This is a genomic window from Chitinophagales bacterium, assembly GCA_041392475.1.
Taxonomy (GTDB): domain Bacteria; phylum Bacteroidota; class Bacteroidia; order Chitinophagales; family UBA2359; genus JAUHXA01.
This window is the reverse complement of record JAWKLZ010000002.1, coordinates 2,019,593-2,042,465: the sequence shown is the minus strand read 5'-3', so window position 1 is coordinate 2,042,465 and position 22,873 is coordinate 2,019,593. Positions and strand designations below refer to the sequence as shown.

The following is a 22,873-nucleotide window of genomic DNA, read 5'->3' as shown; positions in this document are numbered from 1 at the left end:
TTATTTGTTTTAAGTAGCAGGACAAAAATAGTTTTACACAAAAGAACCTTCAACTCTTTTGTAATCAAAGTATTGAAGTCTGACTTCTCGCTTCTTTAATCTGTCTTCCTACTTAAAATTATATAGGACAACTAACCGAAGGTCCTTTACTTTTTCTTTTTGAACCTCCTGACTTTCCCTTTCCACCACACCCAAAAAGCCCATACTCAGAAGAAAAGGTATAACCTAATTCAAACACTCCTTGTGAACCCGTTAAACCGCTTGTCTGAACATCATAGCTAAAACTAAACTGATGTATTGCACTTGAGGTCTTCTTTCTTGCACCAATAACAGCTACAAAAGCATTGGTATGGGTTTTGAAATCTACCCAATCTCTATTTCTATATTGAAATCCAGCAAATAGATTGGTATATTTTTGTTTCTCTACAATCGCCCCTTTAGGGCGATAAATCCAATAAGCACCAAGGCTTAAAGTGTGTAGAACACTCTGTTTTTCAAACTTTCCGTTTATGAGCAATTTGTGTTTGTCTTTACTGAGTAAGTTATTGAGGAGAGGAAGGTAAGCGTAGCCATGAAGAATTTGTTTGGTAGGTCTGACGCTTGGGTTTTCTGAGTTCAATAAATTGTCCTTACTCTGCCAATTATCAATTGCAAAACCTATGTTAAAGTGTCTTTCTGTATCTCCAAAAGAAACGATTCCACCAAAACCCGAATCCATATAAGTCGTTGTAAGGTCTGATGGGAGTAGAGCAACTGTTGGTAAGGTAGCATCAGGACCATGAACAGGGTCTATTTGGTCACTAAAAATCCATCCATTGTTGTCTAAATAAACATTATTGTAGCGAATTTTTCCTCCAAAACTTGCAAAACGAAACATACTTTTTTCTAAACCACTTATAATAATCCCTCCCACTAATGCGCCTTGAAGCGTATTTAGTGCAACTTCTCCCTCCGTAGCAAAATTTCCTGTTACTCCTATTCCATAGCTAATAGGACTCTTAGATTTGCTATCGCAATACCCAAAAGTAGTACTCGCACTCAATTGGGTAATCTGAAACGTATAACCAGGTGAAATGCCTGGCCACTGTTGACGGTGTTGGACATTGAAGCGTCCACCTATCTCAGAAGCTACATAAGCAGGATTCAAATAAAGTTTATTCATGTAATATTGTGAAAAAGCAAAATCTTGTGCTTGAATATTGATACAGCAAAAAAATAAAAGTATTGTGTAAATATATATTTTGAATCTCATTGGTCTTATTTTATGGATGATGAAGGGATGAATAGCGGCAATTTATCGTCCTCTGATGAGTGTAACAGAGCCTTGTTCTGAGCGTGTTGGAATAGTAGATACCTCTCTTCCGTCAAGCATATCGCTGCTGAAAATGTAATTTACTTCCCAAGCATAAGCACCTTGTGGCAATGGTTTTCCAACATTTTGATACATTCCATTCCATGCTTCTACTGGTCGTCCTTGATTCAGTAGCGTAGATTCCCACACCAATTCCCCATTCTTTGCATATACTTTGACATGATAAAATTCTAATCCTACACCGCTTGGTCTAAACTCATTGACCTCTTTTTCAAGAACATCTGGCGTAAAAATATTTGGAAAAAACAAACCTTTGCAGAAAGGAAACTCAATTATTTTCGAAATGGTATCCGTACAACCAATGCTGTTTTCTGCAATAAGTACCACTATTTTCTCGCCATTTTCATAATAACGGTAAATAGGATGTTCCTCTGTTGAAGAACTTCCGTCTCCAAAATCCCAATACCATTTTATGGCTTCAAAAGAGCCATTTTCAAAAGTAACCGTACAATCTGCAATAGGTATATCTGTACTCGAATGATTGAATTCTGCTGTTGGTCTTTCTGCAATGTGGACAGCTTGTGATAATTGCAGGGTATCAAAGCAAATATCATCATAGCTGACCACCAACTGTAAATTATAAACTCCCGCAGAATCGTAGAGGTGATAGGGTTGAAATAGAGTAGATGTATCACCATCCCCAAAATCCCAATAGACGTGCGTGTAATCCGTTGAAGTATTTTCGAAGAATACAGCATCTTTTTCACACGCTTCAAAAACATCGCTGGCTATTGATGCCATCGGTTCGGGAATGACTCGAATAATCGTGTCCATTTCGTCAAAACATCCAAAATTATTGGTAGCAATCAACTTGATTTCGTAGTCACCTATGGCATCCAATAAAACGTCCGTATTCACAGATTCTGCAATCAATTCTCCATCTAAATACCAAGCATATACTGCATCCCCTTGTGATTCATTGAATAGATTGATAACCACAGGCTCGTCACAGTGCGTATATTCGGAAGCCGAAAAAGCTGCTATGGGTTGTGCTTTTACAGTAACAGGATGTTTAACAGAATCTTGGCAATTTGCCGCATTCGTGCTTATCAGAGTAACAATAAAAATGGTATCTGTTGTGGAGAAAAAGGTATGACTTGGATTGACTTCAATTGAAGAACTTCCATCTCCAAAATTCCACTCGTAAGCTACTGAGTTTTCCGATAAATTGACAAGTTGAACCTCTAATGGGCTGCAACCAAATGCAGGTACTGTTTCAAAGACAGGAATAGGTCTATCAATGACTTCAATGCTTGTTGTATAGGTATTTGGGCATTCATTGAGAGCAGACACAATAACCAAAGTGATTTCCTTTGTGCCAGGAGTAGTAAAAATATAGGTTGGAGCAGTTTGAAAGCTGCTATCTTCCTCTGCAAAATACCAAGTATAGCTTGAAATTGCATCATTGGTGGTAGCAGAAAAAACAACAGATTCTCCAACACAAGCTATTTCTTTGAAGACAAAACCTTCAATGGTAGGCTGAGGCAGCACTTCAATGACTTGAAAAGAGGTATCAAAAGCACAATTGTTATCTGCAATGAGCATGGTGGTGTAAGTGCCTGCTTCTTCAAAAGTATTGCTAGGCGTTTCTTCATTGGAGAAATTACCATCTCCAAAATCCCAATATAAATTCACCCCATCAGTAGAAAAGTCTTGAAAATCAACCGTCAGAGGAACGCAACCTTCAATTACACTTGTATTGAAGAAAGACTCGACTGTATTCGGTTTTACCAAAATATCCCATTGCACAGTGTCTGTTCCACATTCATTTCCCGCAATCAATTGAAGTATGTAAGTCGTATCTTCTTCGCCCGTGAAATAGGCATGAGGAGGAGGATTGACTTCTGTGCTACCTGTGCCATCTCCAAAATCCCAAATAAAATAGTCAGGGTTACCAATCGTAATATTGTTGAAGTCAAGCGGTGTACCCGAACAGACTTTGGTTACTTTTGGTCCGAATTGGACTTGTGGAGTCGGTTTTACCTTGACCGAATCTATAGAAACGGCTGTTGAACAGGCATTTTCTACTGTTAAAGTGATGTAAAAAGTAGTGTCTGAAATGATGTATTCTCCTATGTAAGTATAATTCAGTTCGTTCGTATTTTCCACTACAATAGTATCTCCATTCCCCATGTCCCATGTATAAGTGGCATCTGTTCCAAATGAATTACTTAAATTATTGAAGGTGACATCCAATGGAGTACATTGAAAATCAGTATTGTCTGCATTATGGGTGAAGTCAGATTCGGGTGGGCGTGATACAAAAATTTCTTGTGTGCGGGTTTCATTGCAGCCCAATGGAGTAGTGACGGTTAGCGAAATGGTTTTGAAACCTATGTCGGTATATGTATGTGAAGTGGTGCAATTGTTAGAAGTATTTCCATCTCCAAAATTCCACATACAAGTAGTGCCATCTCCTCCTTCCACATTGAAGTCAATGGGTATATTGATACATACCAATTCACTCGCTACAAAACTGAAGTCAGGAATTCCCTCTACATAGATGTTGAAGGATTCGGAGTGTGTGCAGTTGGTCGTGGGGTTTGTATAGGTATAAGTAATTTCAAAATTTCCTGCAGAAGTTGGTGTGAATATACCTGTTGTTGAGTTCGTGATGCCTTCTCCCGACCAAGTACCTCCTTCTGGACTTGCAGAAAGGTCGACCGCTCCTTCGTTCAAACAAATAGACATATTGTTCGGAATAGTCAAAACGGGGATAGGGTGAACCGTGATGACTTTTGTATCTTGAACCAAACAACTGCCCTCTCCAATGGAATAGGTTAGTGTGATATCCTCTGCAGTAGATAAGGAAGGGTCAAATTCGTTGCCCGATATGGCTGGACTTCCCGACCAAGTACCTCCTTCTGGACTAAAGCCACTCAATATAAGAACATTTCCATTTTTGCATATTTCTTCATCCAAACCTGCTTCTACTGTTTGTGCTTGTATGACTTCAACAATTAGGGTGTCGCTATTACCACAACCCAAACCATCCATAAAAGTATAGATAAGCGTATCAATACCAATGGCAACATCTACCAAAGAAGGATTAAAAATACCTTCACTGTCAATGCTATTTCCTTCCCAAACACCACTTCCTCCGTTTAAATTCCCAGTGACTTGACTACTAAAATTGTAGGTATTGTTTGTATTGCAGTAGGTAGTGCTGTTTTCGCTCACATCCACCAAAACTTGATATACATTGATTTGATGGATGCGGCTATTGATACAAGTTGTGGTAGGGTCTGTGAAAGTATAGGTCAATTCAGTTGTTCCCAAGCCTGCTTCAATAGGCGAAAAAGTTCCCAAGTTTCCATCCACGATACCCGTACCCGACCAAGTTCCTCCCAAAGGTGTGTAGTCGCTAAGTTCAAAATTTGCAGCATCTATGCACACATTTTGTATAGAGTTGATGGTAATTGTCGGTAGTGCATCCACTTTAAAAATCTTGGTATCTATAATTTTGCAAGTTCCTGTCCCAAACGAATATGTAATTATATTGTCACCAATATTCGCGTTTTGTGGATTGAACATTCCATCTGTCACACCGTTTCCAGACCATTCCCCATTTGCAGGTTCAATGGCTTCTAAAACCACGGGTTCATCGTTCTCGCAAAATTGCATATCTTCACCTGCATTGATGTTTTCTGCCTGTGACACTGTTACTTCGAGTGTTTTAGAATCAGTACAACCATTTGTATTCGTGAAAGTGTAGGTCAATATATGTGTACCAACTCCTGCATTGGAGGGTACAAAATTTCCATTCGCTGCCACCCCATTTCCAGACCAATCTCCTCCACTTGGAGAAGCCGTTAATTGAATAGATGAAGTACTATTACAGTAAGAAGTTTCGTTGGCACTTATATCTACTTCCACATTTTGAACTTGAATACCAACCACATCGGTATTCGTACAGGTAGTAATGGGGTCAGTATAAGTATAGGTAAAATTGTAAGAACCCGTGCCCATTGCATTGGGGTCGAAAGTAATAGGGTCGTTGCCCGACAAGCCTTCTCCTTCCCAAGTTCCTCCACTTGGGGTTCCCTTCAATTGAATAGGCGCATCTTCCAAACAAATCACACCATAATTTCCACCATTGACCGTAGGAAGTGCATTAACTGTTACTTGAAGGGTACTTTCAATGTCACAACCATTTTCAGTGTAAGTATAAATCAGAGTATGTATGCCAGAACCCGCAGAAGTAGGGTTGAACCTATCTTGACTATTTACACCAGGGCCACTCCAATCTCCTGCCAATACCTCTGTGTCCAAATTAAAAAGTCCATCATTGACACAAAAAGCTTGTGGATTTAGGTTTGAACCACTATTTGGATCTGTCAATATAAAGGAACGAGTAGCTACATTTGACCCACAGTTATTTGTAACGGTTACCTTAACTTCATGATTTCCTGGTGTATTGTAGTTTACACATCCTGGGTTTTTTCCCATAGCAGAAGAAGGGCTGCCTCCAGGAAATTCCCAAGTGACACTTTCCACATAGTCGTTAAACGTAACACTCGAAGCAGGGCAATACTGAAAAGAAGTGCTGCATTGATTGGGGATTGTGGCTAAAGAAACGGTGGGACTTGCTATTACTTCAATAACTTCTTCTTTTATTACTGTTCCACATTTATTTGTTCCTACTAGTTCAACAATATATTCTCCAGGAGAGGTAAATATCACTTCAATATGTGTAGAGTTTACAGTCTGAATAGTATCTGTAAAATTCCATCCATTACTGGGAGTAATACTCCATTCTGTAGGGGCATTTATCGTATCAGAGGAATTACTAAAAGTAAGTTTAAGAGGATTGCACTTAGTAACGTTTGATGCAGTATAAGAGAAATTTGGTTCTGGAGGAGATACTACTTTTACTATATGAGGCATTGTATGAGAAGAACAATTGTTTGTTACTGTTAGGTTAACAGTATAGATCCCTGGTGAATTGTAAGTATGACTTGGATTTTCTGATGTGGATGTACCTCCATCACCAAAGTTCCAAGCAAAAGTAGTTGCATTGCAACTTAGTTCATTAAAGCTGGCAGGTTCACCTATACATACTTCATCCGGAAAGTTAAATTCTGCAACAGGACGCAATCTCACAGTTATAAATGTAGATTGTGTACTACAGGATTCTCCTGAAGAACAACTTTTTTTCCCAACATAGCATACCTGCTGATCAAATTTCCCTTCTGATTCACAAGGATCTATATCCTCATAGTTATAAGTATGCACTACATTATTATAATTTGGTACTGTTTCAACAATGCCATCTCCCCAATCGATAACAAATTCTTGAAAGTCACTGATTGAGCTTTGATTTTCTAAAGTGACATTTCCTCCTTCACAAAAAACATTACTCCCTGAGGCTACATAATTTACAAATCCACCACCACAACCATCATCATTACATATAGATAAACTATTACAGGATTGTGCTAAAATTTGACATGTAGATAAGAAAAAGAAAATAAATACTTGAAGTAAAAACCTTACACTCATATAGTTATTCGTTTATATGATTAAAGCAAAAGTGGTCGGTTTGGTTATTCCACATTATTTTAAACATTTAAAGGTAGATTAATTCTTAAATAAAAACAAACATATTTTTTTGCCATTACATCTTCAAAAACCAAAGACAAGCTATTGTATTCTTTGATAAATTCAATATAAATTATTGACAATTAAATAATTACTGGCAAATAAATACCTCGCCAATTTACAATAAAACATCTTTAGATTAAATTTCACATATTGAGTCAAAAGTTTTTTTTAGACTAAATAGAATGGTCAGTACCGTTATTCAAGATTCTAATAAAAAAAAACAGCACAAATCCTCCATCTTACCCCAATCCCCTTAACATTTTTTCACCTACCTCTCCCCCTCGTTTTGGGAACTTTTTCTTCTTTAAAATCATTATCTTACTGTTACAGGTACTTTGCATCACCTAATAGTGATTACAATGAGTCAAATCAATTTCACAGGAAAAGTTGTTTACAAGAATATAGAAATGGGTTTTTGGGGCCTTGAAGCCAACAATGGCAAACAATGGCTGCCCGTCAATATGCCTTCTGCTCTTGAAAAAGAGGGATTGAAGGTAGAAATAAGCGGCAATACCATAGACGACTTCTTTTCAACAGTCATGTGGGGCAACCCCATGGAAATCACCAACTACAAAATAATATAAGTCATGATGTTATCCCTATATTCGATTAGCTATTTAGCCAGTCTATTCTTTGCCATTTTCTGGTCGTTTTTTGATGTACGAGGGCGGAAGTTCTGGGCATGGATTCCCAAAATTGGCTTTTTCCTTGCCACAGGGTTTTACCTCTTCAATGTGTTTTACAATGCCGAATATGCCGAAACCAACATCGTTGTATTGTTGATTAGAGATTTAGGATTGTTGCACATCTTGACTTGGCTTACCACCAAAGTAGCCATCAAAAAATCATGGTTTGGACTGTGGTTCATGGGTTTGTTGGGAGGTATGATGTGGTTGTATGCTCCTGCCGTACTCGAAAAATCGTTTAGCAAACACAAACTGGGAGGAGAAGAAACAACTGTTGTAGCCCAATTAGAAGTGCCGATTGATCAAAACGGAGAGTTGTTGTTTGACATCAAAGACGAAAACAAATTGAAGGATATCCAACAAGCTCTGGCTGGATATGAGGTGAACATTCAGCGTGCTTTCCCCGAAATGGCACATCCTGAGCGAACCAATTTGGACGAATATTATGTGGTAGATATTGCCGATCAGTATGAAAACAAAGTAGTGGAAGTTTTCAACCAACTCCAAGGAATGACTTCAATGATAGACTGGGTGGAATACAACGAAATCGTGTCGGTTGACCCATTGGAATCAAATAAGTTACCCAAAAATCAAATCAAATATGTAATTGACGATGAGCGGGTTAATGAATTGTGGGGTTTTGAATGGATGAAAATGAACGATACCTACAAGTTTTTGAATGAAGCCAAAATAAAACCTACCAAAGTCGCCAAAATAGCGATATTGGATACGGGAGTAGATGGACAACATCCCGATTTGAAGGACAATTATGTGACGACTCTCAAAAAATATGACAGCGATAAACGTGGACATGGCACACACTGTGCGGGTATTGCAGGTGCTGTTTCCAACAACAAAATTGGAGTAGCTTCCTATGCTCCCAACAATGATTTTGTGCAGATTACAAGCATCAAAGTATTAAGTGACTACGGATTTGGCTCTCAACAAGGCATCATCAATGGGATGATAAAAGCGGCGGATATTGGGGCAGATGTGCTTTCGATGTCTTTGGGAGGTCGTTCCAATGACATGGCACAAAGAGCCTACAATGATGCAGTAAAATATGCCAACAAAGCCAATGCAATCGTAGTCGTAGCGGCAGGAAACTCCAATATGAGTGCCAAAGAATTTACCCCTGCAAACTGTGAAGGTGTGATTACGGTTTCGGCAGTGGACAGCGACTTGAACCGAGCCAAGTTTTCCAATACCATTGATGATGTAAAAATGGGTATTGCAGCTCCTGGAGTTGATATTTTATCTACTTATCCTGGTGGAGATTACCAAGTATTTAGTGGTACTTCAATGGCAACTCCTTATGTAGCAGGATTGTTGGGAATGATGAAAGCAGTCAATCCAAAAATCACCACCAAAGAAGCCTATGAAATTTTGAAGGATACAGGTATTGAAACTACTGACACGCAAAAAACAGGTAATTTTATCCAACCATTGAAGGTATTGGAGCAGGTGATTGATTAATTAAAAAAAACAAATAAACAATACGATGGACGAATTAACCAGAAAAGATAGAGCAGAAGATATTGTAAACCACAATATTTTTATGGCAATGGGGGCAGGTACTTTGCCAATCCCATTTGTAGATGTGATTGCTGTCACCTCTGTTCAGATGAGTATGCTCAAAGATTTGTGTACACTCTATGATGTGCGGTTCTCCGAAAACTTGGCACGAAATGCCATTACCGCCTTGGCAGGTAGCAGTTTGGCTCGACTGGGGGCTAGTGCAGTGAAAACGCTTCCTGGTGTTGGCACATTTTTCGGAAGCGTATCTATGGCAGTGCTTTCAGGAGCTTCGACCTATGCTTTGGGGCAGGTATTTATCACCAATCTCGAAGGTGGACGCACTATTTTGGACTTTGACTTGGAGGAAGGTAAAAACTTGTTTGCCAGAGCTTTTGAAGAAGGCAAAGAATATGTGAGTAAACTGGATAAGGAACAAGGTGGTAGAAAAGCAACTATGAACGACAAACCACCTGTGAACCCAAAACCTGCTGGAGAAAAGAACAAAAAAGGAACTGCAAGCGAAGAAGATGTATTTGCGCTACTCGAAAAATTGGGCAATCTACGGGACAAAGAAGTGATCACAGAGGAAGAGTTTTTGAAGAAAAAAGAGGATTTGTTGAAACGGCTCTAGTTTTTCTATATTAGCTGTATCTCAACTTCAACTGTCCAACAATAGACGAAAGTAAACAAAACCTTCTTCTTTAGATGGCGTTTAAATCATGGTCAATACATAAACAAAACTGTTTATTACTTGCAAATCATTATTTTAAAACGTTATCATTTATGACTTTCAAAAACTGCATCGAAAAAGCGAGCTTGTTGTTGTTGAGTTTATTCCTATTAATAGGTTGCTCTCCAAAATATAAAATATCTTCAAAATCTGACCCAATTACCCACGAAACTTGGGATAGTTTGTTAAAAGTGCATGTGAACAATCAAGGTTTGGTCGATTACAAAGGATTTCAAACAGATAGAAAAAAATTGGATACCTATCTTCAAAAAGTATCCGAACACCATCCAAACGACAAAAACTGGTCGAAAGAAGAACAGATGGCTTATTGGATCAATGCCTACAATGCGTTTACCGTCCAACTGATTCTCGACAACTATCCCGTTGAAAGTATCAAAGATGTGACTTCTGGTCCCAGTATTTCCTTTGTAAATTCACCGTGGGATATCAAATTCATTGAGATTGAAGGAGCAAAATACGACCTCAATAACATCGAACACAATTTTTTACGTAAGCGTTTTGAAGACCCACGCATACACGTTGGAGTCAATTGTGCCTCTGCTTCTTGTCCTGCTTTGCCACAGTTTGCATTCACCGCAGACAAACTATATGAACAGTTAGACCAACAAGCCCGCCTATTTATCAACGATCCATCCAAAAACAAAATCACCAGCAACAACATACAAATATCCAAGATATTCAAGTGGTTTGAAGGTGACTTCACCAAAAACGGTACGCTGATTGATTTCCTCAACAAATATTCAGACACCAAGATAAACGCCAATGCTTCGGTGGATTATTTGGATTACAATTGGAGTTTGAATGAAGCGAAATAATAATGATTGGAGTTGTTAGAATTTATATTATTTTGTAAAAATTGTAGAAAAAATAGTATCTTAGAAACGTTTTAATATTGGTAATGCTTGCAAAATAAGTTCCCAACTTCAAAATTGAAGGAAAATCAACTTCCATTGTTTGTTTTGAATTTGAGCTTGAATTTGTTTTTTGAGTTTTACACAAAACCTTTTTCTCACTAAAAACAAAAATACCATGTTTATTCCTATTATCTTACTCGTTGTTATTGGCATCGTTTTGATGGGCATGTACAACAATATGGTCAAACTCCGCAACCGCTTAGAAGGCGCATGGAGCGACATCAATGTGCAACTCAAACGCCGTTATGACCTCATTCCCAATTTGGTAGAAACCGTGAAAGGCTATGCCAAACACGAAGGCGAAACTTTTGAAAAAGTAGTGCAAGCACGAAATGCTGCGGTCAATATCCCAAATAGCAGCGTTGCCGCACAAGCACAGGCCGAAAATATGCTGACCAGCGCATTGAAGCAAGTGATGTTGGTGGTAGAAAGTTATCCAGAATTGAAGGCCAACACCAGTTTCCTTCAATTGCAGGAAACGCTCAATACTGTGGAAGACGATATTCAAAATGCCCGCCGCTACTACAATGCCATTGTTCGTGACTTCAACAATGCAGTTGAAACTTTCCCTTCCATGATTGTTGCCAAAATGTTCAACTTCAACCCTTACGAATATTTTGAAGTAGAAGCACAAGAGCGTGAAAACGTTCAGGTTCACTTTTAAGACGTGAGGTAAAAGATGCAAGACAAAAGACGTGAGACGCAAGACGAAGTGCTTATGTCTTGCGTCTTTTTTTATCTTGTGTTCTTTCTCGTATCTGTTGATAAATTCTCATTTTTCCAATCACAAGCTGCTCCCTGCAATGAAAAACGCAATTTTTACCCTTCTCATAATCCTACTCTGTTCCCTATCCGCTTTTGCCGAATACTTTGACATCGAAAACTACGACGTGCGAATCGAACTACAAACAGATGGTAGTTTTTGGGTACACGAAACCATTGACGTAGTATTCAAAGAACAAAGGCGGGGCATTTTTCGCTCGATTCCCGTCAATTACAAAGTAGAACCGTTACCGCAAGGCACTCAAAAAGCGCAAAGAGAAGGACTCATTTACGACATTTATCTGGACAGCATCAGCGTTGAAAATTGGGAATATACAGAGGTGAAAAGCGAAGGATATTTGAACATTCGCATTGGCTCACCAGACAAATACATTGAAGGAAAGCAGCAATACAAGATTCACTTCAAGGTCTATAATGCCATCAATTTTTTCCCAAATCACAGCGAATTTTATTGGAATGTCATTGGTACTGAATGGGATGTGCCAATCCTTCAATCTTCTTTCCGCATTGAACTACCCCAATTTATTCCCGCCGAAAAACAAGCCTATCAAGTATTTGCAGGAAGTTTGGGTGCAAAAGAAAAAGTCTTTACCGAATCTTTTGACGGTCAGGTATTGGAAGGACAGAGCCAAAGGGCTTTAAATCCAAAAGAGGGCGTTTCGGCGGTCTTTGCTTTTCAAGAGAACTATCTTGAGAAAAAACCTTTGCCCATGTCGGTCATTGCAGATAAATACTACCTCAAAAAACTGGACACAGACATTACCTTCTCAGAAAATGGAACTGCAAAGGTCAGAGAAACGTATATCATTCATTTTTTGAAGCCGACCTATCCCATTTACCGAGATTTTGACCCCACGATTGGCTGGCAAAGTCCGCTAAGTACACCCAAAATCATTGGAGGAGAATACCGCTATGGACTTCAAAAGGTGAAAGGGGAAAACATCTCCTACAATGCTGCATACCAATCTTTTTACCTCAATACAGAGGATGTGGAAATGGGAACGGAACGGGTTTTTGAAGTGGAATACGAAACCTATGGCAATTTTTTGGCTGCAAAAAATAGTCCTGATTTTCTGCAATTTGACAACCCTTTGAGTAAATATTGGCAATGGCCTGAACCTGTCGAAAGTGCCACCGTCACCCTGCATTTTCCAGAAGGTCGAAGCGGCTCAAAAGTCGAGGCAATCGTAAAAGGAAATGGCAAAACCATATCGGTTGATAAAAAACGCACTGACTTGAATACGGTGGTTATCAACACCAAAGAGATGATGCTGATGCGTGAACGCCTTGATTACGAAATCCTTGTACCCAAAGACTTTTTCGATAGCAGTTGGTTGAACTGGCTCAATTTGGTTTGGAAAAACAATTGGATTTTGTTTTTGCCTTTCTTCATTTTTGGTGGCTTGTATTGGCTTTGGCTGCGAAAAGGAAAGGACGAAGAGTTCAGTGTCGCTACGCAATACCGTCCTCCTTCTGAGCTGACCCCTGCCGAATCGGGAATTTTGATTGACGACAAACTACACGACCGAGATTTATTGGCATTGATTCCGTATTGGGCGACCAATGGACATCTGAAAATCAAGGAAATCAGAGAGGAAAGGTTTTTGGGTTTGTCGGAGAAAATAGATTTTGAATTTCAAAAACTCAAAGAACTGCCCGTCAATGCTCATACCTACGAAAACACCCTCTTCAATGGCATCTTCAAAAGCGGCAATACGATTCTGCTAAGTAGTCTAACCAATAAGTTCCACACTACGATGCAGCAAGCAAGGGAGGAACTGGAAACGCAAATCAAAAAACGCTCGTTTTATGTGCCGAGAACAAGAGGCTGCGGTACTGCTATGTTGGTTTTTGGTACTATGGCATTGGTAGGCGGTTTGATTGCTGCTGTTTTTGGCTTTGGGGCAGGCAATCAATTTCAGTTAGGCGACATTGCGATTACCGTTCTCCTATCGGGCATTATGCTCTTGATTTTTGGGCGAATCATGCCCAAAAAAGCACCGATTGGGATGGACCTGTACAAAAAATTGGCGGGTTTTAGGGAGTTTGTCAAAAGTGCGGAAGCCCACAAACTCGAAACTTTCCTCAAAGAAGACCCCAACTATTTCGACAAAACCCTGCCTTATGCCATCGTATTTGATTTGGCGGATAAGTGGGCGGCAAAGTTTGAAGGTTTGTCCATTCAACCGCCTGAACCGAATTGGTACCAAGGCAGTTACAACAACTTCAATACGCATGTATTCATGGACAGCCTGAGCAATGGCATGAAACAAATGGGCAATACCTTTGTGTCTTATCCTTCGAGTAGTGGCGGTAGTAGCAGCTTTGGTGGTAGCGGCGGCAGCTTTTCGGGTGGCGGTGGATTTAGTGGCGGTGGCTTCGGCGGCGGCGGCGGGGGGAGTTGGTGATAGTCCAATAAAAATGATAAAAAACCAGTAAGTACAATCAAGTGCTTACTGGTTTTTTATTTTAAATAATAGTATTTTTATGTCAAATAAAACTTATCTTATTTTTTTGCTTGTAATTACAACAAATACATCTTTAGTTTTTTCTCAACCTTTTACTTTTTTCAATAAAAAAGTAACAATAGATGAATCCAATCAATCTATAAGGGCAACTATTCCTTTTGATGAAGGCTATTATATAGTTGGAATATCTGGTATAGAAGACAGGTTTCTTCATTTTGCTCAATTGGATAAAGAAGGAACTGTACTAAACCATCACCTATTGGATACTACGGATGGCTTGAGTGGAGGTAATGATTTTATCGAAACATCAGACGGTCATTTGGCAGTATTACATGGTAAATTTGTTTCAGAAACCAATACAAAAATTGTCTTGGTAAAATTTACCAAAGAGGGTGAAATCTTGTGGATAAAACACTATGGAAATGAAGGTTTTGATTCAGCAGGAGGAGTGATTACAACCAAAGATGGAGGTTTTGCCATTGTTGGAACTTTGCAGGTTGGTGAACAGGAAATAGCTATCTATACCATAAAAACGGATGCAGAGGGGGAAGTAGAGTGGGAAAATCATTATTGTTTAAAGCGTTCTTGTTTGGGCTTTACTATAGCAGAAACCATAAATGGAGGTTATATATTGGGAGGTGTGAGTGATACGGAAGATAATGCGGATGATATGTATATTGTCAAAATAGATAGTATAGGGAACCAAATTTGGGAAAAAAACATAGGTTTTGGCAGAAATGAACCTGCTTGTAGAATGTATGTCTTGGAAAATGAAAATTTCTTATTAGAAGGTGGAGTTAGAGAAAATAATATTAAGAAAAATTATTATGCTAAATTAGATACAGAAGGGGATATTATATGGGAAAAAAAGTATGTTATAGGTACTCATGATGCAACCATACAGACTCCTCTTGTTTTTAGAGAAGATGGTGGATTTATTGGAGTTTCTTTTAAACTTACAGATGATTATATTACCTATCCTTTGATAATGAACTTTGATAGTAGTGCAAATCTACTTTGGATGAAACACATTACTTCTGATTTGTTTGCAGATAACTATGTTAGGGATATAGATAAAATTGAAGGAGGCTATGTTTTAACGGGATGGAAGCACAATACTCCACAACATGGTTGGCTCGTCACCATAGACGAAGAAGGTAATTTTTGTGAGGAATTGGGTTGTGTGGAGACGGTGGTGGATATTGAGAACACAGAGGCACAGAGACACAGAGGTTTTTTGCAGATTAGTCCCAATCCTGTGAGAGGGCAGGCTACTATTGAGTATCAAATTCCGAAAGAAGGCGTATTGAAGGTGTATGATTATTTGGGGAGATTGATAGATAATAGGATATTGGATATTGGGAGTTCAAGTTTGATATTGGAGGTTGGAGAATGGTTGAGCGGAGTTTATTTGTATAGTGTTGAAATTGAAGGAGAGCGAGTTGAAGGTGGGAAGTTGGTGGTGGAATAAAAACTACACTACCATTCACTCCGTTCCCACTCCTCCAAAATCTTCGGGTTCTGCTTCTGACAAGCGTAAAGGATATTCCTGTCGCACCTCTTTTTGCTGATTTTCACCCAATTCCTTGTAATCCAATCCAAACTTTCGCTCACTGTACTCATTGCGGAGTTCGCTGTAAGCAGCCCGAATTTCGTTGTGGACTTCAACATATCTTTCATAAGAAGTGCCCCTATCGTTTTTGAGGGAAATAACCGCTTCATCAGGCGCATCCGAATACTTGGGGTTTTTACCGTAGTTGTTGATGTGTATTTTGCTGATTTCCTTCAAATCTCGAATGTGTATGGGTTCCCCTTCTACCAACAGTTCATCTTTGGCATTGACCAGTATTTGCAATACATTTCTATCATTGACGGGGGCGTTGTTTTCTCCGACTTCATAGGGCGGCAAAAGGGTTAACAAACCTTTGTCGACATCCATGGTGGTGGTCACTAAGAAGAAAATGAGCAATAAAAAAGCGATGTCTGCCATCGAACTGGCGTTGATTTCGTTTGGTTTTCTGGATGTTGTTCGTTGCATAATTATTGGATATTTTGGATGAAAGACAAAAGATGTAGGACGTAAGATATTTAGACTTTGGACGAGGGAGCAGAGATGCGAGAAGTGGGATATTAATCAATTGATAATGAACAACTTACGATTAAACGACAAAAACAAGCAAATCATTGATTACCAAATTTTTACATCTTGCTTCCCGCTTCTCACTTCTTTCGTCCAAAGTCCAAAAGATATAGGATGTAAATGTTTGATTATAATTAAACTGCATTTTTTATCAAGGATTTAAAGTCTTTCATCTTCCGTCTGTCGTCCATCGTCCATTGTCTAAATTCTAAAGACCGCCAACACACCAAAATGCACCAACGGTCTTCATAAATCCCTTTTATTCAGGAGTTGAAGGGATTCAGGTTTTTATGTGTCTTTTGACTATGAGAAAATTGCTGTATTTTAGTTCAGCTTGAAGCGAATCGGGAGGGTAAATGCCACTCTTACAGGCTTTCCACGTTGTTTGCCAGGATTCCATTTGGGCATTTCATTGACGACCCGCATCGCTTCTGCATCACAACCTGCTCCACCGCCAGCCAAACCTCTTTTGATTTGCACATTTTGGATGCTGCCATTTTCCATGACCACAAAACCGACATAAACCGTTCCTTCAATGCCATTTTCACGGGCCATTGGAGGATATTTCACATTGCTGCCAATGAAATTGAAGAGTTCGGCTTGACCGCCAGGAAATTCGGGCATGTCTTCAACGATGGTGAAAATTTCGGGTTCTTCAGGAGTTGTTACAACTTGTTCGATAACAGGCTCTTCATCTACATCATCCGTTGGCATAGGAACTTCTTCTGGAATGTTTTCTACTTCGGTATCTTCCTCCACTTCTTGCGCCAAAATTTCAGGCTCATCCTCCAACACTTCTTCATCTTCAACAACTTCCAACTGTGGTGGCGGCGGAGGTGGCGGCGGAGGTGGTGGAACTTGGGTGCTAGGAGGCGGCAATACTTCAATGTCGTCTGGAACCATCACAGTTCCCAAATCCAATCCTTTGGGTTGTTCGGGTGCGTAACTAAAGGCATACAACACAAAGGCAAGCGACAGAGCCAAGCCCGTTTTCAAAAATACGCCATTGAAGGAGTTGACATCGGCTTCTGGATATTTCTTTACAAAACTACTCACTTCTTTGTCCTTGTATTGTTCTTGAATTTTTTCGGGAGAACGGCTATTGAAGAGCAGTTTGTAGAAAAGAACTGCAAGAACTGGACTTGCAGCCAATAGTGCGAAATACATCATGGTGGTGAAATTTTATGATGAAAAAATATTTGAAAATTTTGTTAAAAACAGTATCTTACTGCAAATAAAACGATGATTATCAATTTCATTACTTCAAATATAAGCCATTACTAAGCTCAAAAAAAGGACAAATAAGTAAGTGTAGTAGATAAGCGAATAAGTGTAGAAGTAGAGGTAGTAAGTGTTTTTGGAAATAAACTTATCTTTGGTCATATCGTTATTTTTTTAGTTCATCAAAACAAACCATACCTATACCTATGAGAAACCGACAATACCTGATGATGGCTGTCTTTCTATTTTCGATAGCCGTATTGATTTATGCCTGCGGAACTGGCGCACAACAAACCCAAAAAACAGAAACGGTGGACACAACGCCGACGGGTAATCCTCCTGGTTATACAGGTCGTTGGGGACCCGATAGTCTCGAAACCATTAAGAATTATTCGCTTTACCGAGAGTTTTACAAACAAGGCGCAATTCAGGATGCGCTTCCGTACTGGCATTATGTGATTGAAAACGCACCAGAGGCCAGAAAAACGCCTTATATAGATGGCGGCAATATGTATGAAACTTTGGCGGAGCAAGCCACAGACGAAACCGTCAAAAAGGCTTACATTGATTCGATGTTAATGATGTATGATAAACGCATGGAATATTTTGGAGAAGAAGGAGAATTGTCGGCATACAAAGCATTGAAGGTAAAGAAACATTTGCCTGATAATGAAGCACTTTACAATAAATTGATTTTAGCATCGGTGGACATTGCCCAAGAAGATGCGCCCTATTATGTGCTGTTGGACTATTTGAAAATCAAACGTTCTGAGCAAATTAAAGACGGCAAAATTGACAAAGAAGGAGCTGCGAAGGTGATGGAAGAGTATGCCAAACTTTCGGACATTGTAGAATCAAATATAGAAGCAGAAAACGAAAATGCAGACAATTACGAAAAAACACAGGCAAAACTCGATGTGATTGCAGAGGAAATGGAGAAATACATTGACATCTTCAATGAACCCAAAGATTGTGCAGGCATTATTGCCAAATACGAACCTGAATATAGAAGCAATAGTAATGATTTGAAAACCATCAAAAAATTGATGTCCAGATTGGCTAAGGGCAGATGTACGACTCAGCCTTTGTATGCAGAGTTGAACAACAAATTGTTTGAGCTGCAACCTACGGCAGCAGGTGCAAGAAAATTGGCTGGTCGCTACTACAAAGAAGGAAATACTGAACTGGCAACCAAATACTTCTTGCAGGCGATTGAACTGGAAAGCAACAATTCCAACAAAGCAAAAATCTACATGAACTTGGCAACGATTGAACGCCGAAAAGTGAGCAGTCTGACGACAAGTGTGGCGGTTCAAGCACGCAAATACGCATTGCAGGCAGCAGATCTACAACCTGGATGGGGCAAACCTTATTTGTTTATCGGAGATTTGTATGCTTCAAGCGGTAAGTTGTGCGGTTCTGGTACAGGATGGGAAAGTCAGAGAGTGTCTTGGGCTGCTACGGATATGTGGTTGAAAGCCAAGGACATTGACCCTGATGTAACGAGTGAAGCGAATCAAAGCATCAATAAGTACAGCCAATACTACCCTACTGTTCAAGAGGGATTTATGAGAGGCGGTGTCAAAAATGGGGACAGAGTTCCTTTGAGTGATTGTTGGATTGGTGGTTCGACTACGGCGAGATTGAAGTAGTAGGGTAACTGGCTTTTAAAAAAAAAATGGTTATCAATATTTTGTATAAAAATTAAGTCGCCACTTACTTGATTTTGGACGAGGGAGCAGAGATGCGAGAATTAACAATATTGAAGTCTGACTTCTCGCCTCTCTATTCCGTCATCTCACTTAAATTTAGTTCACCTTCAACAACTCAACTTCAAAAATCAAAGTTGCATAAGGAGGAATAGATTGACCTGCGCCTCTATCGCCATATCCCAAATTGTAGGGAATAAACAGTTTCCATTTAGAACCTTCGGGCATCAATTGAAGGGCTTCTGTCCAACCGCTAATCACCTGTGTCACCCCAAAAGTAGCGGGTTGGCCTCGTCTTACAGAGCTATCAAACTCTTCACCATTGATAAGCGTACCTACATAATGAACTGTCACTTTGCTACTTGAAGTAGGCTTTGACCCCTCGCCCGCTTTCAATACCTCATATTGAAGTCCACTTGGAAGAGTAGTGACTTCTTTGCGCTGGGCATTTTTCGCCAAAAATTCTGCACCATCTTTTGTAAGTGCCTCATTCTGTTTGGCTTTCATTTCGACAGCATAGTTTTGATAGATTTTTTGGGCATCCTCCAAATCTATTTGGAGGCTTTTGCCCTCCAATACATCTTCCAAACCCTTTGCGATTTGCTTTACATCTAAGCCTTCAAAACCTTTGAGGTTTTGTCCCATCAAAATACCCACACTATAACTAATTGAATCCATTTTGTTCTTTTGATTTTGACCATTTAAAATTGAAGGTGCAAAGAACGCAATAAGGAATGAAAAAAAGAGAATCTTTGTCATTTTTTTGTATTGTTTTGTAAATCTAACAAACAGATTTTTGTTTTTTAATGAAATCAAATGGGGTTTGTAAAAACAATTATACCAGCAAATTACAACCTCTGATGTCGCTTTCATCCATACGCCCCGATACTTCAAAACTGCCATCTTCAAAATATTTACCTAAATCGGAAGTGGCTAAAAAAGCACAGGAGTGGATATTGGCAAGGTCAATGATATTGAGAATACCCGTTCGATTAGGCGGCAAGATATTGAAGGGATCGGTGACTTCCCTCGCCAATACTTTCATCCACGGCGGACACCGAAAAATACCCTCACCTTTGGAATAGGCTTGCGACAAAAGTTCAGTCATACCGTATTCGGAGTAAATGTTTTTTACTTCAAACGCTTGTTGGTAGATAGCGTGTAATTCTTCCCGTATCACCTCTTCACGCTTGCCTTTCATCCCGCCAGTTTCCATGATGATGGTGTGCTGCAATGGCATGGGAAACTGCTCCGCCAAATCCCAAAGTGCAAAGGATACGCCCAATAAAATGGTACTTTGTTGAGCTTCCTCTAATTGACGAATAGTGTCAGCAAGCGCACCATAATCGTATAGGTAAAAGCCACTTTTGGGGTGTTGACTTCGTTTAATCAAATGATGTGCCATGTAAACAAGCGATGAACCTTGTCGTTCTAAATAAGCGGGAAGCAATGCGAGGAAGCAATATTTTTGAGGAGAACCATAGAAATGCTCAAAACCCTTCAGAAAACTCTGCTCGTACAATGAAAGGTCCAAAAGATGGTGTCGGCTGGTTTGTAAGCCTGTAGTTCCGCTGCTACTAAACGTTTGTTGGACTTCACCTTTCCCGCTAATAATCGGATGTGTTTTGAACAGTTCGATGGGTAGATAAGGGATGGCTTCAATGGTCGTGACGGCTGCAATGTCAATGGATAGATTTTGAAGGTATTGGCGATAAACAGCGTTTGCAGTAGCTTGATAGCGAAACAATTCTAAAGCTGCAGCTTCAAAATCGGGAGATTTTAAGTCAAAAATTTTTTTCTTGAAAGAATCCGTAGCGAACATTCGGTAAATGACAGTCGTTTTTGTTAGGAGAGATAAATAAAAAACAAAATTTCTATTTGATATGCAAAAAATTTTCAGAATCATTGTTGGCCTCTGCCTCTTGGCAACTCTTGGACTTTCGTCTTGTTTGAAAGGGCCAGAATATGCCATAGAACCACGCATTACAAATGTAACAATTGACAAGACAGTAATAGATAATTTTGTGGAATCTTTTGTCGTATCTATTGACTTTGAAGATGGGGATGCTGATTTAGGAGCTATTCCAGATGCACAAGGAGATAGTGGCCAGTCTTTTGACAATGTTTTTTTGGTGGACAACCGTGTAAATATCGGGTTGGATTCTCTTTTTCTGCGTGCCTTTTCAGTTGAAACGCTGACTCCTTCAGGTGGTACTCAAGCAATTGACGGAACAATAAGGGTGACGATTAGCGAGATTTGTTGCTTCAATGAAAGTGGCTCAGCGGCTTGTTTTCCAGCAGATGTAAGAATTGACACCAATGAAGTTGTTTTTGATGTGTATTTAGTGGATAGAGCAGGCAATACAAGCAACGTGATGCAAACGCCTCCTTTGACAATTCGATGTAGGTGAGAAAGGTGTTGAGGTTTTTATGTGTTTGGAGTATTTTAAGCAACGACGAAAAAATAACTTCCTCAATTGATACGATTTTTGTAGTTTTCTGTTTGATAGAAAGTTGATTTTTCCCTTCTTATAGATTTTTAAATGAAACTACAAAAGTCTTGATGCTATTGAGGAACTTATATTATTGGAGTTGCTAAGTATAAAGTGCATGTGAACACACAGGAGGGAATTTGGTCTATTTTACGTTCTTGGATACGTCCTCACAGGGGCATTTCTCAAGATAAATTACCGATATATATTGGCTTTTTCGAGTTTGTTTTTAACACCAAACACAGAGGAAAAGCTTTGCTTGGAGACCTATTTGAGACGATTCTGAAAAAATAAATTATAAAAATAAATATTTATACATATCGAACTTATTGCTCCTAAGAGCGATTTTCAATTGTTCGTGGGTAGTAGTGTATGTAGATTGATGTTTCCATTATGCAAAGTTAATCTTTTGAAGCTTTTTAGCCACTCCACTAAAATCTTCGATGAACCAGAAAAACTAATCCCCCACAAGTGCGAAAAGCCCAATTTAATCAACTCTTCAATTGGGCTTTTTTGAATACTCATACGTTAAATTTGAAATTTCACTTATGACTGCTCATCCGCCGAAGGTCCATAAGTAGCAGGCACAGGCACATCCAACAACCGAAGATAGACCCCCAACTGCGCTCGGTGATGTGGCAATTGTCCCATTCCTCCAGTCCTTAGTGCATTGTATTTCGGTAATTCCATCAGCGTATGACCTCCATGAGTCATTTTCCACATTTTTGAATAATCCTCATCCGAAGCATTCCGCAAAGAAGCAATCGCCTTCTCCCCATTTGCCTTCAATTCTGCAATTGCATCTGCAGTAGAATTGAGAGAAGGAGCTTGATAGTTATCCAATTTGAACTCACCCGTATTCATTGTCACAGGAATCCATCCAGGAATTTCTGCAATATGTCCTACCAACTGTCGAACAGTCATAGACTTTGGATGAGGCTGCCAATCCATTTTATCCTCAGGAACACGAGCAAGAAACTTTTCAGTAACAGCCAATTCATACTGCAATTCGGAAATCAAAAAATCGCTAATAGACATAATCTTAAAAATTTTAGGTTAATTAAATTGAAAATAATTTGACAAAAATAAAATTATTTAGCTAAATAACATAGTTTTTAACTAAAAATAACATTGCCTAAATAGAAAATTTAGGGGTATATGGATTTTGCGAAAAATAGTCGAGAAATTTTTCATAATCAATGCAATACAAAGGAA

16 protein-coding genes are annotated in these 22,873 nt (G+C 39.2%); 9 read left to right on the top strand and 7 right to left on the bottom strand.

Going from position 1 to position 22,873, the window contains the following annotated elements; genetic code table 11:
* Positions 1-118: 118 nt before the first annotated feature.
* The gene (locus tag R3E32_21485; protein ID MEZ4887319.1) at positions 119-1,252 is read right to left on the bottom strand and encodes a PorP/SprF family type IX secretion system membrane protein; all 1,134 of its coding nucleotides are present in this window, start codon (positions 1,250-1,252) and stop codon (positions 119-121) included.
* Positions 1,253-1,294: 42 nt separating this feature from the next.
* Positions 1,295-6,874 carry a PKD domain-containing protein gene (locus R3E32_21480; protein ID MEZ4887318.1) on the bottom strand — a complete coding sequence of 1,860 codons (5,580 nt, stop codon included), beginning with the start codon at positions 6,872-6,874 and terminating at the stop codon, positions 1,295-1,297.
* Between the two features lie 461 nt (positions 6,875-7,335).
* On the opposite strand from R3E32_21480, the gene R3E32_21475 reads away from it, so the two are divergent.
* The 7 genes from R3E32_21475 to R3E32_21445 all read left to right on the top strand — a co-directional run bounded on the left by R3E32_21475 (position 7,336) and on the right by R3E32_21445 (position 15,567).
* Positions 7,336-7,560, top strand: coding sequence for a hypothetical protein (locus tag R3E32_21475; protein ID MEZ4887317.1), 225 nt, complete (start codon positions 7,336-7,338; stop codon positions 7,558-7,560).
* Between the two features lie 3 nt (positions 7,561-7,563).
* A complete protein-coding gene (locus R3E32_21470; protein ID MEZ4887316.1) occupies positions 7,564-9,138 on the top strand; it encodes a S8 family peptidase in 1,575 nt (524 codons plus the stop codon).
* A 25-nt stretch (positions 9,139-9,163) separates the two neighbouring features.
* The gene (locus tag R3E32_21465; protein MEZ4887315.1) at positions 9,164-9,811 is read left to right on the top strand and encodes a DUF697 domain-containing protein; all 648 of its coding nucleotides are present in this window, start codon (positions 9,164-9,166) and stop codon (positions 9,809-9,811) included.
* A gap of 152 nt (positions 9,812-9,963) precedes the next feature.
* Positions 9,964-10,746 carry a DUF547 domain-containing protein gene (locus R3E32_21460; protein MEZ4887314.1) on the top strand — a complete coding sequence of 261 codons (783 nt, stop codon included), beginning with the start codon at positions 9,964-9,966 and terminating at the stop codon, positions 10,744-10,746.
* A 214-nt stretch (positions 10,747-10,960) separates the two neighbouring features.
* A complete protein-coding gene (locus R3E32_21455; GenBank protein ID MEZ4887313.1) occupies positions 10,961-11,509 on the top strand; it encodes a LemA family protein in 549 nt (182 codons plus the stop codon).
* 139 nt (positions 11,510-11,648) lie between these two features.
* Positions 11,649-14,036: a DUF2207 domain-containing protein gene (locus R3E32_21450; GenBank protein ID MEZ4887312.1), complete on the top strand. Its 2,388-nt coding sequence runs from the start codon at positions 11,649-11,651 to the stop codon at positions 14,034-14,036.
* Positions 14,037-14,142: 106 nt separating this feature from the next.
* Positions 14,143-15,567, top strand: a complete 1,425-nt coding sequence (locus R3E32_21445; protein MEZ4887311.1) for a T9SS type A sorting domain-containing protein — start codon at positions 14,143-14,145, stop codon at positions 15,565-15,567.
* Positions 15,568-15,582: 15 nt separating this feature from the next.
* Here the strand turns inward: R3E32_21445 and R3E32_21440 are convergent, their stop codons facing one another.
* Together R3E32_21440 and R3E32_21435 are read right to left on the bottom strand one after the other, a co-directional pair.
* On the bottom strand, positions 15,583-16,134 hold the full coding sequence (locus tag R3E32_21440; GenBank protein MEZ4887310.1) for a biopolymer transporter ExbD: 552 nt from the start codon (positions 16,132-16,134) through the stop codon (positions 15,583-15,585).
* Between the two features lie 426 nt (positions 16,135-16,560).
* Complete coding sequence (locus R3E32_21435) at positions 16,561-17,406, bottom strand: TonB family protein (GenBank protein MEZ4887309.1); 846 nt, start codon at positions 17,404-17,406, stop codon at positions 16,561-16,563.
* A gap of 257 nt (positions 17,407-17,663) precedes the next feature.
* Between R3E32_21435 and R3E32_21430 the strand changes: the two genes are divergently transcribed.
* Positions 17,664-19,109: a hypothetical protein gene (locus R3E32_21430; GenBank protein MEZ4887308.1), complete on the top strand. Its 1,446-nt coding sequence runs from the start codon at positions 17,664-17,666 to the stop codon at positions 19,107-19,109.
* Between the two features lie 156 nt (positions 19,110-19,265).
* Here the strand turns inward: R3E32_21430 and R3E32_21425 are convergent, their stop codons facing one another.
* Together R3E32_21425 and R3E32_21420 are read right to left on the bottom strand one after the other, a co-directional pair.
* Positions 19,266-19,844, bottom strand: coding sequence for an FKBP-type peptidyl-prolyl cis-trans isomerase (locus tag R3E32_21425; GenBank protein MEZ4887307.1), 579 nt, complete (start codon positions 19,842-19,844; stop codon positions 19,266-19,268).
* A gap of 157 nt (positions 19,845-20,001) precedes the next feature.
* Entirely contained in the window at positions 20,002-21,072 is a 1,071-nt protein-coding gene (locus R3E32_21420; GenBank protein ID MEZ4887306.1) for an acyl transferase, read from the bottom strand.
* Here R3E32_21420 and R3E32_21415 point away from each other — a divergent pair.
* Positions 21,050-21,577 carry a hypothetical protein gene (locus R3E32_21415; protein MEZ4887305.1) on the top strand — a complete coding sequence of 176 codons (528 nt, stop codon included), beginning with the start codon at positions 21,050-21,052 and terminating at the stop codon, positions 21,575-21,577. The two genes, R3E32_21420 and R3E32_21415, sit on opposite strands and share 23 nt — an antisense overlap.
* Before the next feature lie 627 nt (positions 21,578-22,204).
* On the opposite strand, the gene R3E32_21410 is transcribed toward R3E32_21415, so the two are convergent.
* A complete protein-coding gene (locus R3E32_21410; GenBank protein MEZ4887304.1) occupies positions 22,205-22,696 on the bottom strand; it encodes a DinB family protein in 492 nt (163 codons plus the stop codon).
* Positions 22,697-22,873 lie beyond the last annotated feature (177 nt).